This window comes from Paraburkholderia sp. FW306-2-2C-D06C (genome assembly GCF_058781505.1).
This window is the reverse complement of record NZ_JBYSWU010000086.1, coordinates 1-17,119: the sequence shown is the minus strand read 5'-3', so window position 1 is coordinate 17,119 and position 17,119 is coordinate 1. Positions and strand designations below refer to the sequence as shown.

At 64.5% G+C, this 17,119-nt stretch carries 15 protein-coding genes; 8 read left to right on the top strand and 7 right to left on the bottom strand.

Annotated elements, in window-relative coordinates:
- Nucleotides 1-75 precede the first annotated feature (75 nt).
- Both hpnK and AC3WLT_RS35620 read left to right on the top strand, forming a co-directional pair.
- Nucleotides 76-948, top strand: coding sequence for a hopanoid biosynthesis-associated protein HpnK (gene hpnK / locus AC3WLT_RS35625; protein ID WP_492596269.1), 873 nt, complete (start codon nucleotides 76-78; stop codon nucleotides 946-948).
- Complete coding sequence (locus tag AC3WLT_RS35620) at nucleotides 945-1,964, top strand: lysylphosphatidylglycerol synthase domain-containing protein (RefSeq protein ID WP_492596266.1); 1,020 nt, start codon at nucleotides 945-947, stop codon at nucleotides 1,962-1,964. Before hpnK ends, AC3WLT_RS35620 begins: the two co-directional genes overlap by 4 nt.
- Here the strand turns inward: AC3WLT_RS35620 and AC3WLT_RS35615 are convergent.
- Entirely contained in the window at nucleotides 1,958-2,608 is a 651-nt protein-coding gene (locus AC3WLT_RS35615; protein WP_492596265.1) for a protein-L-isoaspartate(D-aspartate) O-methyltransferase, read from the bottom strand. The genes AC3WLT_RS35620 and AC3WLT_RS35615 overlap by 7 nt on opposite strands.
- Before the next feature lie 227 nt (nucleotides 2,609-2,835).
- Here AC3WLT_RS35615 and AC3WLT_RS35610 point away from each other — a divergent pair, with 227 nt between their 5' ends.
- The gene (locus AC3WLT_RS35610; protein WP_492596264.1) at nucleotides 2,836-3,345 is read left to right on the top strand and encodes a DUF1269 domain-containing protein; all 510 of its coding nucleotides are present in this window, start codon (nucleotides 2,836-2,838) and stop codon (nucleotides 3,343-3,345) included.
- Nucleotides 3,346-3,481: 136 nt separating this feature from the next.
- Here the strand turns inward: AC3WLT_RS35610 and AC3WLT_RS35605 are convergent, their stop codons facing one another.
- Entirely contained in the window at nucleotides 3,482-5,029 is a 1,548-nt protein-coding gene (locus AC3WLT_RS35605) for an acetolactate synthase large subunit (RefSeq protein ID WP_492596268.1), read from the bottom strand.
- Nucleotides 5,030-5,180: 151 nt separating this feature from the next.
- On the opposite strand from AC3WLT_RS35605, the gene AC3WLT_RS35600 reads away from it, so the two are divergent.
- Together AC3WLT_RS35600 and AC3WLT_RS35595 are read left to right on the top strand one after the other, a co-directional pair.
- Nucleotides 5,181-6,176, top strand: a complete 996-nt coding sequence (locus AC3WLT_RS35600) for a LysR family transcriptional regulator (protein WP_492596263.1) — start codon at nucleotides 5,181-5,183, stop codon at nucleotides 6,174-6,176.
- A gap of 125 nt (nucleotides 6,177-6,301) precedes the next feature.
- On the top strand, nucleotides 6,302-6,607 hold the full coding sequence (locus tag AC3WLT_RS35595) for a panthothenate synthetase (RefSeq protein ID WP_492596262.1): 306 nt from the start codon (nucleotides 6,302-6,304) through the stop codon (nucleotides 6,605-6,607).
- A 120-nt stretch (nucleotides 6,608-6,727) separates the two neighbouring features.
- On the opposite strand, the gene AC3WLT_RS35590 is transcribed toward AC3WLT_RS35595, so the two are convergent.
- A complete protein-coding gene (locus AC3WLT_RS35590) occupies nucleotides 6,728-7,573 on the bottom strand; it encodes a GNAT family N-acetyltransferase (RefSeq protein WP_492596261.1) in 846 nt (281 codons plus the stop codon).
- Between the two features lie 117 nt (nucleotides 7,574-7,690).
- A complete protein-coding gene (locus AC3WLT_RS35585; RefSeq protein ID WP_492596260.1) occupies nucleotides 7,691-7,987 on the bottom strand; it encodes a DUF4148 domain-containing protein in 297 nt (98 codons plus the stop codon).
- A gap of 305 nt (nucleotides 7,988-8,292) precedes the next feature.
- Between AC3WLT_RS35585 and AC3WLT_RS35580 the strand changes: the two genes are divergently transcribed.
- The 3 genes from AC3WLT_RS35580 to AC3WLT_RS35570 all read left to right on the top strand — a co-directional run bounded on the left by AC3WLT_RS35580 (nucleotide 8,293) and on the right by AC3WLT_RS35570 (nucleotide 14,514).
- Complete coding sequence (locus AC3WLT_RS35580; protein ID WP_492596259.1) at nucleotides 8,293-11,547, top strand: efflux RND transporter permease subunit; 3,255 nt, start codon at nucleotides 8,293-8,295, stop codon at nucleotides 11,545-11,547.
- A 19-nt stretch (nucleotides 11,548-11,566) separates the two neighbouring features.
- Nucleotides 11,567-12,829, top strand: coding sequence for an efflux RND transporter periplasmic adaptor subunit (locus AC3WLT_RS35575; protein WP_492596258.1), 1,263 nt, complete (start codon nucleotides 11,567-11,569; stop codon nucleotides 12,827-12,829).
- Nucleotides 12,830-13,011: 182 nt separating this feature from the next.
- Complete coding sequence (locus AC3WLT_RS35570) at nucleotides 13,012-14,514, top strand: efflux transporter outer membrane subunit (protein ID WP_492596267.1); 1,503 nt, start codon at nucleotides 13,012-13,014, stop codon at nucleotides 14,512-14,514.
- On the opposite strand, the gene AC3WLT_RS35565 is transcribed toward AC3WLT_RS35570, so the two are convergent.
- The 3 genes from AC3WLT_RS35565 to AC3WLT_RS35555 form a co-directional block, all read right to left on the bottom strand.
- Nucleotides 14,495-16,108: a heavy metal sensor histidine kinase gene (locus AC3WLT_RS35565; protein ID WP_492596257.1), complete on the bottom strand. Its 1,614-nt coding sequence runs from the start codon at nucleotides 16,106-16,108 to the stop codon at nucleotides 14,495-14,497. The two genes, AC3WLT_RS35570 and AC3WLT_RS35565, sit on opposite strands and share 20 nt — an antisense overlap.
- Nucleotides 16,108-16,785, bottom strand: a complete 678-nt coding sequence (locus tag AC3WLT_RS35560; RefSeq protein ID WP_492596256.1) for a heavy metal response regulator transcription factor — start codon at nucleotides 16,783-16,785, stop codon at nucleotides 16,108-16,110. The genes AC3WLT_RS35565 and AC3WLT_RS35560 overlap by 1 nt, the downstream gene beginning before the upstream one ends.
- A 39-nt stretch (nucleotides 16,786-16,824) precedes the next feature.
- Nucleotides 16,825-17,119, bottom strand: a 295-nt coding sequence (locus tag AC3WLT_RS35555; RefSeq protein ID WP_492596255.1) for a hypothetical protein, incomplete at its 5' end; no start/stop codon positions are given.

Genomic DNA, 17,119 nt, shown 5'->3' with positions numbered 1-17,119 from the left:
GAGCTGGGACATGATGAAACGGCGCCTGCGCGAAGGCGTCGAATTCTTCCGGTTCCTGCGCGCCCACCAAGCGTGATGGAGAGCGTCTCCGGTGGTCGCGCGCAGCCGCATCGGCAACCGCAGCGCCGGCTGATCATCACGGCTGACGACTTCGGTCTGCATCCGCGTGTCAACGAAGCGGTCGAGCTTGCTTGCCGGCACGGCGTGCTGACCGCGGCGAGCCTGATGGTCGGCGCGCCCGCCGTACAGGACGCCGTCCAGCGGGCGCGGAGTCTGCCGGGCCTGCGGGTCGGCCTGCATCTGGTGCTGGCGGACGGCGCGGCAACGCTGCCGCGCGCGATGATCCCGGCATTGGTCGACGCCCAGGGGATGTTCGGCGACAACATGGTGCGCGACGGCTTCCGCTTCTTCTTTCTGCCACACGTGCGCGCGCAACTCGCGATGGAAATCCGCGCCCAATTCGATGCTTTCGCGCGAACGGGTTTGCCGCTCGATCACGTCAATACGCACAAGCACTTTCATATACACCCGACCGTACTCTCGCTGATCCTGGAGATCGGCAAAGAGTACGGCATGCGCGCGATGCGCCTGCCTTGCGAGTCCGATACCCCGCTGTGGCTCAAACCCTGGGTTTCTCATATGCGCGCACGGCTCGATCAGGCCGCCATTGCGCACAACGACTACGTGGTCGGGATCGCCCGCACGGGACAGATGGATGAGAGCACGCTGCTCGAGGCGATCGCGCGCCTGCCTGCCGGCGTCGGCGAAATCTACTGTCACCCCGCCTCGCCCGGAGAGGGTGCGCTCACGGCGGGCATGCGGACCTACCGGCATACGGACGAACTCGCTGCGCTGCTGTCCACGCGTGTCGCGGCGGCGCTCGATGCGGCGGGCGCCGTGCGCGGCGGTTTCGCCGACCTGTCCGCAGACCGCTGGCAAACCGCATGAAGCGGCTCAAATGGGCCGGTCTTCCGATCGGCATCGGCGTACTGCTCGCCCTCGCCTTGCATCGCGGCGTCGGCGACGTGATGCAAGTGATCGGAGGGGCTGGGTTTGCCCTGTTATGGCTCGTGCCGCTGCATGCGGTCCCGCTATTGCTGGACGCCCATGCGTGGCGGCTTCTGCTCGACAAGCGGGCGCCGCTCCGGTTTCTCTGGTGGGTCGCAACCGTACGTGAGGCCGTGAGCCGTTTGATGCCGGTCGCGAGCATCGGCGGCGAGATTGTCGGCATCCGGCTGGCGCGATGGCGCGTGCCCGACACCTGTCGCGTGAGCGCATCGGTCATCGTCGAGGTACTCGTGACAATGGCTGTTCAGTACGCGTTTTCCGCGCTGGGTATTGTGCTGATCGTCGTGTCGGCGCAGCAGGCCGATGCATTGCGGAGCATCGGCGTGGCGTTTCTGCTATCCATTCCGCTGCCGGTCATGGCAATCGTGGTCGCCCGCCGTGGCGGCATTTTTCAGGCGATTGAGCGCTGGGCGGCGGGCTTGCTGGGCGACATGCATCCGCTGCTGCGGGGCATCGACGGCAGGCAGCTCGACGTGGAGATCGATGCGCTGATGTCGCGCGGCGGGTTGTTGCTGCGCAGTTTCCTGTGGCAGTTTGCCGGCTACGCGCTGGGCGCACTCGAGACTTACTGGGCACTCGCGATGCTTGGGCATCCCGTGTCGCTGAGCGGCGCGTTTGCGATAGAGGCGATTACCCAGGCGGTCCGGCATGCGGCATTTTTCATTCCTGCCGGGCTCGGGGTGCAGGATGCCGCGGTGGTGTTGCTCGCGCAGATGTTCGGTGTCGATCGTGACACGGCGCTTTCGTTAGCGTTGGTCAAGCGGATGCGCGAGATCGTGTTCGGGTCCATTGCGCTTGCTTCGTGGCAACTGGCCGAGGTCGTCCGTTCGCGAGGCGGTGCGGCGCCGAGCGGAGCACGCAGGGCACGTGAGACGCGTGGTTCGACGATTCAGTAATCGTCAGGCCAGCCTTGTTCGCCGATCAGCGGCACAAAAAGCACATCACCCAGTATCTCTTCATCGAACTGGGTTTCGCTGGTGCGCGTCAACCTGACGAGCCTTTGGCGCACCCGTCCGACCGGCATGACAATGCGCCCGCCAGGCGCCAACTGATCGAGCCATGATTGCGGAACCCGCGGCCCTCCCGCCGCGGCAATGACCGCGTCGAACGGCGCGCGCTCAGACAAACCCAGCGTGCCGTCGGCATGATGCACGTCGACGTTGTCATAGCCCAGTTCCGCCAGCACGACGCGTGCGCGCTGCGCGAGCGAGAAAAGACGTTCGACGCTATCCACGTGAGCGGCAAGCCGCGCGAGCACGGCGGCTGCATAACCGGAGCCCGTGCCGACGTCGAGCACGCGATCGCCCGCTTTGATCGCCGCCGCTTCGATCATTCTCGCGACCACGGCCGGCTGCGAGATCGTTTGCCCTTCGCCGATCGGCAACGGCGTATCGCTGTACGCGAACTCAGCGAGCGTTTCCGGGACGAACCGGTGCCTCGGCACTTCCCGCATCGCCTGCAGCACGCGCGTGTCGTAAATGCCCCGGGCTCGCAGTTGACGCTCGACCATCCGGTTGCGTGCGTCGTCGAAATTTTCCATGACTTCAGTCGCCAAGGCTCGCCGTTGTCCAGCGGCGGCAAAAGCCGCCGCTACATCAGATTACCAGCATTGTGTGCACCCGCGCCGCCCAGGCAAAGCGCATCTATTGCGGGTCACTACCCACATCTTTCGGCGGACATTCCTACTTCTGGCCGCCGCCTGTCCAGGCAAGAATACAAGTGGGAGGCTGGCGCCCAGCTCCGGTCTCCCCTATTCGGGAGGCCAACATGAGACGCCTGTACTTCTTGCTGCCTCACGCGCAAAGCGCGAAGGCGATCGCCAACGAACTCTTGTTGGAGCGGATCGAATGGCGCCACATTCACGTGCTCGCCCGACATGACGTGCCGCTCGAGGATTTGCCGGAAGCCACGCTGACGCAGCGCAGCGACCTGCTGCCAGCGCTCGCGCGAGGGACGGCCGCGGGCGGCTGCGTGGGAATGCTGGCGGGCCTGGTCGCATTGGTCTTTCCGCCCGCCGGTCTGACGATTGCGGGCGGCGCTCTGGTTGCGATCACGCTCGCCGGCGCGGGATTCGGCGCGTGGGTGGCGCCGATGATCGGCGTCGACGTGCCGAACACGCGGTTGAAGCGGTTCGAAGAAGCGATCGCGCGAGGCGAACTGCTGATGCTGGTCGACGTCTCACGGGATCGCGTCGAGGAAATCGAACAGCTGGTCAAGCTTCACCACGCGGAGGCTGACATCCAGGGAACCGATCCGACCATCCCTGCGTTTCCATAACCGTTGCCGCTGCGGCGCGCGACATCAAGCAACCGATCGCCGAGTCGACAGCAGCATCGGTATCCGCGCGAACCGGAGGACCGCGCGACGAGAGCGCGTATCCCTGATCGCCGTCTTTCGAGGCGGCGGCGTCGCGTCAAATGATCGCTTCGATAAGTCTCGGGCCGCGCTGCTTCATGGCTGAAGCAAACGCCGCCTCGAAGGTTCCTCGCGACTCGGCGCGCACCGCCTCGACGCCCATGCCCTTGGCCAAGGCGACCCAGTCGAGCGAGGGATTCTGCAGATCGAACATCGACGCCGCGAGTGCGCCTTCGGAGGATGCCCCCACGCGCGTCAATTCGTTGCTCAAAATCCTGTATCCGCGATTCGCATAGATCACTGTCACGACGTCGACGTTCTCCCGCGCCTGTGTCCAGAGCGACTGCAGGATGTACATCGCGCTGCCGTCGCCCTGAAGCGTGACGACCTTGCGGTCGGGACAGGCAATACCCGCGCCGGTGGACACGGCCATCATGCTGCCGATCGCGCCACCCGTCAGGTTCAGGAAGTCATGCGGCGCGGCGGACTCCGTCAACCCATAGTGGGGGAATCCCGATGACAACGATTCGTCCGCGAGGATAGCCTGCTCCGGCAGATGTTTCGCGACGACCTGCATGATGAATTCCGCATCCAGACTGCCGCTGCACGAAAATTCGCCCGGCTTGCGAGCGTTGACCGGTACGAAAGACTGCCCGGCTCCGAGCGCGTCGACCAGCGCTTCCAGTGCGGTCGTGCCGTCCTCGTGAGGATGCGCGAGCACAGCGAGGCGGCATCCGTCGGGGGTCAGCCAGCTCGGTTTGTCTGGATAAGCGAAAAAGCTCACGGGTGGTTGCGCGCCAGCCAGCACGATCAGTTCAACACCCGCCAGATGCTCGATGACCTGCTCGGCGAAGTAGGGAAGCCTTTCGACAACCACGCGCCCCGCGCCTCTTTGCAGCCGTGGCGCAAACGTGTCGCACAGCAGGCGTGCACCGGTTCTTGTGGCAATTTTCCCCGCTGCGCGGAGTCCTTTCTCGCGGAGAACTTCGCCGCGCATCAGCACGGCGGTTTTGACGCCGCTGCGCATCAGGCGGGCGATGTTCTCGACCGTCTCTCCGGCGACGGGTGCCGGCGCGGGCTTTGGCAGCGGCGCCGCGATGCTGTCCGCTGGGTCCCACGCCGTATCGGCAGGCAGAATCAGCGTCGCGATCCTGCCCGGCGCCTCCATCGACGCTTGCACGGCGCGCGCCGCGTCCGCGCCGACCGTGCGTGCGCTGGTCGATGAATGAATCCAGTCGGACACGGGCCGCGCGAATCCCTTGATATCGGATGAAAGCGGCGCGTCGTAGCGGGCGTGCGAGGCGGCATGATCGCCCACGATGTTGACGATCGGGCTCGACGCCCGCCGGGCATTGTGCAGGTTGGCGAGGCCATTGGCGAGACCGGGCCCCAAATGCAGCAGCGTGCTGGCCGGCTTGCCGGCCATTCTCGCGTAGCCGTCGGCGGCGCCAGTGACTACGCCTTCGAACAGCCCCAGAACCGGTCGCATGCCTTCAACCGAATCGAGTGCCGCGACGAAATGCATTTCCGATGTTCCCGGATTCCCGAAACAAACCTCCACGCCGCTCGCAATCAGCGAGCGCAACAGACTTTCAGCGCCGTTCATAGTCATGACCTCTGGTCGTCAAATCACAATCCGCTCTGCCGCAGCGCCCCCGAAACTTCGATTCAAAGGGCGCCGGCCGGCAGTCCATGCTGGATCGTACGGACCGAGCTAGTATGTAAAAATACTGTGCAAATAGAATCTTTGTTACGTCATGCGCAAGAATCTCGACTATGGTTTGCTGCACGCGATGACCGCTTTTGTGCGCGTGGTCGACTCGGGCAGCTTTACAGCGGCGGCATCGCAAATGGAACTGACCACAGCGCAGATATCGCGGCTCGTGTCAGATCTGGAGAATCGGCTACAGACGAAACTGCTGCAACGGACCACCCGGCGCCTTGCGCTGACGAGCGTGGGCGAGCGTTACGTGAACGAGTGCAAGAGCATCCTCGAGTTGGTCGCGGAAGCCGAAAGTAACGCTGCCGGCGCTGCCGTACAGCCTTCAGGCCGCTTGCGCGTGCTGTGCATGACCAGCTTCGGCAACCGCTACGTCGTGCCGCTCGTCTCCGAGTACTGCGCGCGCTATCCGCAGGTGACCGTGGAATACAGCACGTCCCAGTACGTGCCGGACCTGCTTGCCGAAGGCGTTGACGTTAGCGTGTACCTTGCCCAGCGGCTGCCTGACTCCGGCCTCGTGGCGCAGCGGCTCGGCGCAACGTTTGCGGTGCTGTGCGCCGCGCCTGAGTACCTTGCCCTGCACGGCACGCCAAAGCATCCGCGCGAACTGGCCGATCATGCGTGCCTGCGTCTCGTCAACCCCTCTATTACTTCTCACTGGGAGCTGGTCGACGGCAAGCAGGTCTGCTCGCTCGATCCAACCGGACCAGTAGTCGGGGACAACCCGGAGGTGGTGCTGCACAGCGTGCTGAGTGCGCTCGGCATCGCGATGTTGCCGTGCTATGCAGTGGTCGATGCGTTGCGCGAGGGTACGCTCGTCCAAGTGCTGCCGCGCTGGCGGTCGCGTGAAATAGGCGTTTTCATGCTGATTCCGTCGAGGCGTTTTCTGGAAGCGAAAACGCGCGCGTGGCTCGATATGCTGAAGGCCAGGATATCGGTGGCGCTTGAACGCGACACTGGGTTTTTCGATCGTGACGAGCCTGGCGCCCGGTATCCGCGGAAAGATCGCGATTCAAACAACTTGACGAGTTGATTCAGGTCCAGCGTTTCATGGTCGCCCAACGGCAGGCGTCGTGTTGACGAATACGGACGCCCAGCAGTGGAAACCACCTATCCTTAAGAGGCCCAGTTGGGCGTCAATCAGGAAGGAGGATGACCATGCGCATGCTTCTCAACATACGAATACCCCATGAACCGTTCAACACTTTTGTGCGCGAAGGCACTGTCGGGGAAGTGATGGCGAGGATTCTCGAAGAGGCGAAGCCGGAGGCCGCCTACTTTACCGAGCAAAATGGCACACGCGGAGCAATACTCATTGTCAATATCGATGATCCGTCGGAGATTCCCGCATTCGCGGAACCCTGGTTTCTGAAATTCAACGCCGACTGCGAGTTCCGCGTCGTGATGGTGCCGGAGGACCTCAAAAAAGCCGGGTTGGAGAGTCTCGGATGGAAATGGAAATAGCGCCGGCAATGGGAAGACCCAGCTAATTCCGCAAGCGCCTTTGCTCAGCAACGCCAGCAAAGGCGCGCATGCGGCGAAGTTCCCTCGCTATCAGCCAGGCTCAGCCAACCTCAGCCAAGCTCACCCAAGCTCAAACGAAGTCACGCCGAACACGCGTTCGATCGCGAGCGTGGGCGGCTCCCGCGTATACATCCGCGCGGTTTCAAAGACGCTTGTCATGCCGCTCCGTTCGGCCAGCGCGACGGCCGCCAGGTTGGTCTCAGGCGCGTCGAGAACGATGACCTCGCCCGGCACGCACGCGGCGAGTCCGTCGAACAGCTCGGCCGCAATCCGCTCGTTATCCGCGAACAGCGGGCCGATCTTGCAGCCCGTCCTGCAACGGCGCAGCACGCCGTATCCCGCGAGGCGGCCATCGCGGACGGCCGCCAGCGCAACGGCGTCCGGTTGTCCGATCCATCCGGCGAGAAAGTGCGCACGCGCGGCAGGAAAGCACTGGCGGTCGTAGCCGGCAAGCTGCTCGAACGGCAGATCCGACGCATTCGAAACGTTCGGGCGAGCCGCGCCTTGCGCGACGCCTTGAAAGCGGATGTTGCGATACGCAAGCGCAAAACCGGACTTCCTGTAGTTCGCCTGCTGGGCGAGGACGCCGTCGAGACCCACGTTGCGGTTTCGCAGATAGTCCATCCCGTGCAGCCAGACACGCATGCCGAAGCCTCTGCCGCGAAAATCCGGTTTCACGATATACAGACCGATAAAGCCGAAGCGCTCGCCGTAGGCGACCGCGGAGATGCAAGCGACCGGTTCGCCCCGCCACTCGCCGATAAAGAAGCCGTCCGGGTCTGCTGCCCGAAAGCACGACGCATCGTGCAGGCCGGGGTTCCATCCTTCCGCCGCAGCCCACTCGAGCGACAAGTCGACCTCGCCGGCCGACATGGTCCGCACGATGAAATCGCCAGCATGAGTCATGTTCTTTGCTCACCGGTCCGGGTAGAAGTTGTCAGTGTGACGCTGGCGGGTGGTGTTTTTCAATACCTTCGGTGGCGGTCGGCTCGCCTGATTCCTGTTCTGTGCCTACCCGATACATCAATTCGACGCCGGCTCCGGATGCGCAGCAGGCGAACCTGCAGTCTTCATCATCCCGTCGGTGCCGTGCTGAATCGCATAAATCTCGCGGTTGCGCGCGATGGTGGCGGCCGAAGGCGGATAGTCGACATCCGACGTAGGCAAGTAGCCTTCCGCCTGCGCTTGCGCCAGTTGCGCAACGACCTCCGCACGGGTCAATCCTGACCGGGTCGATCCTGACGAAGCGGTTTGCGCGAAGGCAGTCGCGCCGAACGAAAGACCAAGGGCGGCAACAGCAACGGCGGTAAGCAATTTCATGACGTCTCTCCGATTTGACTGGAAATAAAAGTGGCTTGATCCACCCTTCCCATTCTTGTCATTTCAGCTGTCGGAGCACTGACCCTCACATTACCGTTTTGTCATCTACACATCGACTGCCACATCGACCGCCACATCGACCCGCCCGTCGCGGTTCAACGCGCAGATAACGGACTTGTAATGTAGCCGTCCGCGGCCGGTAAGCCCCCTGCATTCACACTCCTGACCTCTCGAAGCTCGTGTCATGCGCCGCTCATTACGCCGAAGACGGGCGCCTCCATCTGCCTCTTTTTCAGGAATCCGTCATGTGGATCGTCAGGCTCGCGTTACGCCGCCCCTATACGTTCGTGGTTCTCGCGCTGCTGATCTTTATCGTCGGCCCGCTTGCGATACTGCGCACGCCGACCGATATCTTCCCGAACATCGGCATTCCGGTGGTCAGCATCGTCTGGTCGTATAACGGTTTTTCCGCGCAGGACATGGCCAGTCGCATCACGTCGAATTACGAGCGCGCGCTCACCTCCGACGTCGACGATATCGAGCATATCGAGTCGCAATCGCTGAACGGCGTGTCGGTCGTGAAGATCTTTTTTCACCCGGGCGCGGACATCAACCGCGCGATCGCCGAGGCGGCCTCCAATTCGGCGTCGATTCTGCGCGTGCTGCCGCCCGGCACGCTGCCGCCGAACATCATCACGTACAACGCGTCGACGGTGCCGATCCTGCAACTGGGACTTTCGAGCAACACCCTGTCGGAACAACAGCTCTACGACCTCGGCAACAGCCAGATCCGCACGCAACTGGCGACGGTCCAGGGCGCCTCGGTGCCGCTGCCGTTCGGCGGCAAGGTCCGGCAGATCATAGTCGACATCGATCCGCGCGCGTTGCAGGCAAAGGGCCTCTCCCCGCTCGACGTGGTCAATGCCGTGAACGCACAAAACCTGATTCTGCCGGGCGGCACCGCGAAAATCGGCACGAAGGAATACAACGTGCAGATGAACGGCAGCACGGACACCGTCGCCGCGCTGAACGATCTGCCGGTCAAGACCGTGGCAGGCGGCGTGGTGTACGTGCGCGACGTCGCCCACGTGCGCGACGGCTATGCGCCGCAAACCAATATCGTGCGCAGCGACGGCAAGCGCGCGGCGCTGCTGCCCGTCGAGAAGTCCGGCAGCACCTCGACGCTGACCATCATCCAGCAGGTCAAGGCGATGCTGCCGCATATCGCCGCCGGTTTGCCGAGCGCGCTGCACATCACCGCGTTGTCCGATCAGTCGGTGTTCGTGAAGTCGGCGGTGGTGGGCGTGGCGCGCGAGGCGCTGATCGCCGCCGGCCTGACCGCCTTGATGATCCTGCTGTTTCTCGGCAGCTGGCGCGCCACGCTGATCATCGCGGTATCGATTCCGCTCGCGGTGCTGACCTCGTTGATCGCGCTTGCGGCGCTCGGCCAGACCATCAACATCATGACGCTCGGCGGGCTGGCGCTCGCCGTAGGCATTCTCGTCGACGATGCCACCGTCGCGATCGAAAACATCACGCACCATCTGGAAAACGGCGAGCCGCTGCACGGTGCGATTCTGAACGGCTCCGGCGAGATTGCCGTGCCGACGTTCGTGTCGACGCTGTCGATCTGTATCGTGTTCGTGCCGATGTTTCTGCTCTCGGGTGTCGCGCGCTATCTGTTCGTGCCGCTCGCGGAGGCCGTGGTGTTCGCGATGTGCGCGTCGTATTTCTTCTCGCGCACGCTGGTCCCGACACTCGCGATGTACCTGATGCGCGCGCGCAGCAATGCGCCGGTCACGGGCAACGGGCCGCTTGCGCGCCTGATCCGCTTTCAGGCGGGTTTCGAGCATCGCTTCGAGCGGCTGCGCGAACGCTATCGCGGCGTGCTGGCCGCAGGGATTGCGAGTCCGCGCCGTTTCATCGCGATCTTCCTGCTGCTGTGTATCGGTTCGCTCGCGCTGGTGCCGTTTGCCGGCCGCGACTTCTTCCCGGCTGTCGATACCGGCAAAATCCGCCTGCATCTGCGCGCGCCGACCGGCACGCGCATCGAAGACACGGCGGCCATCACCGATGAAGTCGAAGCCCGCGTGCGCAGCGTGATTCCGAAGCAGGAACTGGCGGCGGTGCTGGACAACATCGGCGTGCCGGTGAGCGGCATCAACCTGACCTACGACTCGTCGGATCCGATCGGCCCCGAAGATGCGGACGTGATGATCACGCTCGCGGCCAGCCACAAGCCCACCGCGCAATACGTAGCGACGCTGCGCACGACGCTCGCCAAAGCATTCCCCGGCGTGAGCTTCGCGTTCCTGCCCGCCGATATCGTCAGCCAGATTCTCAATTTCGGCCTGCCCGCGCCGATCGATATCCAGATCGTCGGCAACAAGCTCGACGCCAACCGCGCGCTGGCGAACCGTTTGCTCTCGCAATTGCGCGGCGTGCGCGGCCTCGCGGACGCTCGCATCCAGCAACCGGGCGACGCGCCGGCCATCAACGTGAACGTCGACCGCACCCGGGCGATTCAGGCCGGACTGCTGCAACGCGACGTGTCGCAAAACCTGCTGATCGCGTTGTCCGGCAGTTCGCAGACCTCGCCGAATTTCTGGCTCGACCCGAAGAACGGCGTCAGTTATCCGCTGATGTCGATGATGCCTCAGTACGAGGTGAACTCGCTTCAGGCGCTGGCCAACCTTCCGGTAGCGCAGATCGGCGGCACCGGCTCAGGCGCGTCCGGCGGAATGGCGACGGCGGCGGCGGCCAATGCCAGCGGCCCCGGCCCGCAAAACCTGCTCGGCGCGCTGAGCTCACTGTCACGCGGCACCCAGCAGGCGGTCGTCTCGCACTACAACGTGCAGCCGGTGCTGGACATCTTCGCGTCGGCTCAGGGGCGCGACCTCGGCGGCGTGGCGGCCGACGTGACCCGGCTCGTCGAGCAGATCCGCCCGCAGTTGCCACCGGGGGCGTCGATCGTCGTGCGCGGCCAGGTAGAGGCCATGCACGACTCGTTCAGCGGTCTCGCAAGCGGCATGGTGTTCGCGATCGCCCTCGTCTACCTGCTGATGGTCGTCAATTTCCAGTCGTGGCTCGATCCGCTCATCATCATCAGCGGCTTGCCGGGCTCGCTCGCGGGCATCGCGTGGATCCTGTTCAGTACCGGCACGCGCCTGAGCGTACCGGCGCTGACCGGCACCATTCTGTGCATCGGCATCGCCACGGCCAACAGCATTCTCGTGATCAACACCGCGCGCGAACTGCACCACGGCGGCAAGCCGCCGTTGCAGGCGGCGCTCGAAGCCGGCTTCAGCCGCTTCCGCCCGGTGCTGATGACCGCGCTCGCGATGCTGATCGGCATGCTGCCGATGGCGCTCGGCCCCGGCGACGGCGGCGAACAGAACGCGCCGCTCGGGCGCGCGGTGATCGGCGGCCTCGCGCTCGGCACGGTCGCTACGTTGCTGTTCGTGCCGGTCGTCTACGGGACGCTGCACGCGTGGCTCGACAAACGCCGCGCGGCTCGACAAGACACCCAGGAATCCGGCCTACCCGCCCGGACACTTTGATTCCGACGAGACCCCGACCATGAACGACTCATCCCTTCCGCCCGTACGGGCCGATCAGTCCAAACAACCCACGAGCGGCGCCCAGCAAACCGCGCACGTCGAACCTGCCGCGCCGGCGCCTGCCGCAAACGCCAGCTCCAAACCGCGCCGTTACCTGTTGCCGCTCGCGTTGAGCGGACTGGCCGCGGTCTTGCTGATCCTCGGCATCGTGCCGCGTCTGCACGCGAGCGCCGCGCTCACGCAACAGACGGTCGCGCAAAGCATCGTCAATGTTGCGGTGGTCGCGCCTCGCGCCGCGCCCTCCGTTCACGAATTGCTGCTGCCGGGCGCGGTGACGCCGTTCGCCGAAGCATCGATCTACGCGCGCACGAGCGGCTATCTGGCGCACTGGAACACCGATATCGGCGCACGGGTTAAAAGCGGACAAACGCTCGCCACCATCGAAGCGCCCGAGCTCGACGCGCAGCTACGCCAGGCCCGTGCCGACGAAGCGACCGCGCAGGCCAACTTCGACTACGCCAAGGTCACCGCGCAGCGCTGGCAGGAGATGCTGAAAACGCAATCGGTCGCGCAGCAGGACGCGGATACGAAGGTCAGCGACATGGAAGCGCGGCGCGCGATGCTCGCGTCGGCGCAGGCCAACGTCGCGCATCTGGCCGAACTGGTCTCGTACGAGAAGATCACCGCGCCGTTCGACGGCGTGATCACCGCCCGCAACGTCGACGTCGGCGCACTGGTGACGGCGGGCGGGACGCCCGGTACGGCCGGCATGTCGGGCGAGCTGTTTCATATTCAGCAAACCGGCGTGCTGCGCGTGTTCGTCGACGTGCCGCAGAACGACGCGCCCTATGTGACGCCCGGCACCGGCGTGTATCTGACGGCCCAGCAGTATCCGGGCCGGCAGATCGCCGCTAAGGTGGCGCGCAGCACCGGCGCGATCGATCCGGAGAGCCGCACGCTGCGGGTCGAGGTCGACGTCGACAACAAGGATGGTGCGTTGATGCCCGGCGCTTATGCGCAGGTGCATCTGCAGTTGCGGTCGTCGTCGTCCGCGCTCGATCTGCCGGTCAGTGCGCTGCTGTTCCGCGCCGACGGCGTGACGGTCGCCGTGGTCGACAGGAACGGCAAGGCGGCGCTGAAGACAGTTCACCTCGGCCGCGATTTCGGCACGCATGTGGAAATCACCACCGGGCTCGCGGCAACCGACCGTGTCATCGACAACCCGGGCGATTCGCTGAGCACCGGACAAGCCGTCCAGATTGCGCCGGCAACCCATAGCTGAGCGCTCTTCATCGAAAGGATCTGCCGATGTTTCAGACGAAATTGCCGCGCACCTTGATGCGCCGTTTATCGAGTCCGCGCTTGGGCTTATGCTCGGGCCTGTGCCTGAGCCCGTGCGTCCTGCCGCGATTGAGCTTGCGATTGCTGCCGCGATTGGGCCTGCGCGTGCTGCCGTGCTTGCACCTGCGTTGGTGCCTGCTATCGCGCCGTGCGCTTGCCGTCACGCTGATCGGTGCATTGCTGAGCGCGTGCTCGACGCTGCCGCCTTACCGGCGGCCCAGCGCCGAGATCCCCGCGCAGTACGCGGGCACCGCACCCGGCTGGGCGCAGGCCGCGCCCGCCGACGCGGCGCCGCGCGGCCCCTGGTGGACCCTCTTCAACGACCCGGTGCTCAATCAGCTCGAGGCGCGCATCGACGTGTCGAATCAGACCGTGCGCAAAGCGGTCGCGCAGGTCCAGCAAGCGCGTTCGATGGTCGACTATCAGCGCGCCGGATTCTTTCCGGTCATCACCGCCGGCGTCGCCCAGACTCGTTCGAGGACCTCGCAGAACCTCGTGGACCGCTCGCTCGCGGGCAAGACCCTGCCCGACTATTCGGCCGGCGTGTCGGCGAACTGGGAGCCTGATCTGTTCGGCCGCGTGCGCGATAGCGTGACCGGCGCGAAGGCCGACGCCGAAGCGCGTGAAGCGGATCTCGAAGCCGTGCGTCTGTCGATGAGCGCCGATCTGGCCTGCGACTATTTCGCGCTGCGCTCGCTCGATACGCAGAAGAAGCTGCTCGACGACAGCGTGAACGCGTACGCCGCCGCGCTGAAACTGCTGCAGCAACAGCTGAAAAGCGGCGCGATCGACGCGTCAGCGGTTGCTCAAGCCACCACGCAACTCGAAGCGACGCGTACTCAGGACACGGACATCGACGTGACGCGCGCGCAAATGCAGCACGCGATCGCCACGCTGATCGGCGAGCCCGCCTCGACCTTCACGCTGCCGCCGAACGGCTCTACGCCGACGGCGCCGCCGATTCCCATTGGACTGCCGTCGCAACTGCTCGAACGGCGGCCCGACATCGCCGCCGCCGAGCGGCGCGTGGCGTCGGCGAATGCGCAGATCGGCGTGGCGCACGCGGCGTTCTTCCCCGATCTGGTTCTGTCGGCGAGCGCGGGGCTGGAAAGCACGTTCTTCGCGCCGTGGCTGAGCGCGCCGAGTCTGTTCTGGTCGCTCGGAGCGCAACTCGCCGGCACGCTGTTCGACGGCGGCCGGCGCACGGCCGCCCTGCATGGCGCGACGGCCCAATACGACGGCACGGTAGCCGATTACCGGCAAACGGTGCTGGTGGCGTTCCAGCAGGTCGAAGACAATCTGTCCGCATTGCATTCGCTCGCCGACGAAGCCGCCAGCCAGCAGCGCGCGACGACGGCCGCCGATCTGTCATTGCGGCTGACGACGAACCGCTTCAATGCCGGCGCGGTCAGCTACCTCGACGTGGTGACCGCACAAACCATCGCGTTGACGAACCAGCGCACCGCGGATCAGATTGCCGCGCGCCAGCTGGAGTCGAGCGTCTTGTTGCTGAAAGCGCTGGGCGGCACGTGGCAGGATCGGGGCGACAGCGCGGCAAAACAGACGGACGTTGCTGCCGCCGCTGCGGCACCCGCGGCACCTGCGGCTAAACCCGCCGGAACGTGAGGATGAAACGCGTGCTCCGCGCGTCGCTTTCGGCATGCACGGCGCCGCCGTGCAGTTCCAGGATCGTGCGGACAATCGCGAGGCCGAGCCCGGTCGAACCCGTGGACCCTTGCGACAGGCCGGAAGACGGCAGCGAACTGCGCGACGGATCGATGCGGTAAAAGCGGTCGAAGATCCGTTCGAGATGCTCGTGGGCGATCGGCTGCCCCTCGTTCGACACGGTGACGCGCACTTCGCCGCCGGACCCAGCGGCGTCAAGCACGATCTCGCCGCCTTGCGGCGTGTAGCGGATCGCGTTGGCCAGCAGATTGCTGACGGCGCGGCGAAACAGCTCCAGGTCCGCCGTCAGGCTCGCGGCGCCGGTGACGCGCAGGTTGACGTTCGCATCGTCGGCGATGCCTTCGAAGTACTCGGCGATGCGCGTCAGTTCCTGCCCGGCGTCGAACTCGCGCATATGTTTGACGAACTGCGGATGTTCGGCGCGTGCGAGGAACAGCACGTTTTCGATCATTCGCGACAGGCGGTCGCATTCCTCCAGATTCGACGCCAGCAGCGCCTCGTATTCGTCCGCGGAACGAGGCCGGGCGAGCGCCACTTCGGCGGCACCGCGCATGTTGGAAAGCGGCGTGCGCATATCGTGTGCGAGGTCGGCGGTGAAACGCGACAGACTTTGAAAGCCGTGGTCCACGCGTTCGAGCATCGCATTCAGCGACGCCACCAGCGCTTCGAGTTCATGCGGCACGCGCGCTACGGCGATCCGCGTATTCAGACGATTGACCGTGACGCTGCTCGCACTCGCCGCGATATCGCGCAACGGCCGCATGGCTGTACGAATCAGCAGATAACTCAGCAGCATCGCGAGAAGCACGCCGGCGGCGCCTGCCATCTGAAGCTTGTCGCGATAGCGATCCAGCAGCAGCCAGCGGTCGCTCATGTTGCGCGCCACCAGCACGCTGGCCACTTCGCCGTCGCGCAACCTCGCGTCCGCCAGGATGCCGCGGATCGGTGCGCCATTGCGGCCGCTCCAGTCCGCGATATCCGCCTCGGTGATGCGCGCTGAAGCGGGAATGCGCGTCAACCGCGGCAAGGCGGCGGTGGTCGCGACGCCGCTGGCTTCGCTGGCTTTGGCCTCGCTGGCCTCGCTCGCTTCGCTGGCTTCATTGGGGTCGCTGGCCGCGGCTTCATGCGTCTCGCTGGCTGTGCTAGTTGCGCTGGCTGTGCTGGATGCGCCAGTTGCGCTGGCTGTGCTGCCTACGGTGGTTTCATTGGCGGCGACCGGCGTGGCGAAGGTGTTGGCGAGGTTGTGTCCGAGCACCTGATCCCCGTCGGGACCGAAGACTTCCATCGACATTGCTGCATTGCCGAACACGGTGCTGGTCAGACGGTCGCCGTGTTCGCGAATCCCCTTTGACGTTTCGAGTTCCTGAGCAAGCCGTCGCGCGTGGCGGGCCGCGAGCACGATGTCGAGATCGTCCTGCGCCTTGATCTGGCGATCCAGCGCGAGATACAGAAAACTGCCGACGAGAGCGAAGACCGCGAGCGTGGTGGCGCCGAATGCAAACGCGAGCGTCGCGGCAAGCGATCGGCCGCGCATCAACCGGCGTCCTTCAGTTCGAGCACATAGCCGACGCCGCGCACCGTATGGATCAGTTTGACGGGAAAGTTGTCGTCGATCTTGGTGCGCAGCCGACGGATGGCGACTTCGACGACATTGGTGTCGCTATCGAAATTCATGTCCCAGACATAGGATGCGATTTGCGTGCGGCTCAGCACTTCGCCTTGACGGCGCGCGAGCAATTGCAGCAGCGAAAACTCACGCGGCGTGAGATCGATGCGTATGCCACCGCGTTTGACACGCCGCCGATTGACATTCATTTCCAGGTCGCCGACCTTGATCAGTTCGCTCTCGCGCGGCGGTCCACGGCGCGCCAGCGTGCGCACGCGCGCCAGCAATTCGACGAACGCGAAGGGTTTGACCAGATAGTCGTCCGCACCGAGCTCGAGACCGCGTACGCGGTCGTCGACGTCGTCGCGCGCGGTCAGGAACAGTACGGGGGTTGTGCGCGTGCTGCGCAGGGTCTTGACGATGGTCCAGCCGTCCATGCCGGGCAGCATCACGTCGAGCACGATCACGTCGTACTCTTCTTCCTGCGCGAGGAGCAGGCCTTGCGGGCCGTCGTTCGCTACGTCGACTGTATAGCCGGATTCTTCCAGGCCTTTCTTCAGATAGGCCGCTGTTTTTAGCTCGTCCTCGATGACCAGGATTCGCATGGGGGTGCTCCGCTGTGCTTGGCTTTTTGATTTTTTAGATCATACCGGCAAGCGGTGGGGAGGGAGATTACGATTTGGTAATGATTTTTTGCCTGCGCGGCGCTTGTTATGTCTGTTTGCCTGCGGCGTTGGTCTTTCCTTGATCTTGCTTGCCTTTTGCGGCGGCATTTTTCTGTGTGTCTGCGACGGTGCCTTTTCTTGTTCTGATTGCCTGTGTGGCGCTTTCTGGTTGTGTTTTCCTACGGCAGTGCCTTTCCCTGTTCTGACTTCTTTGGCCTTTCCTTGTTTTCTTTGTGGTCTATTAGCTTTCCCCCTGTGCGGGGGAGCACCTACT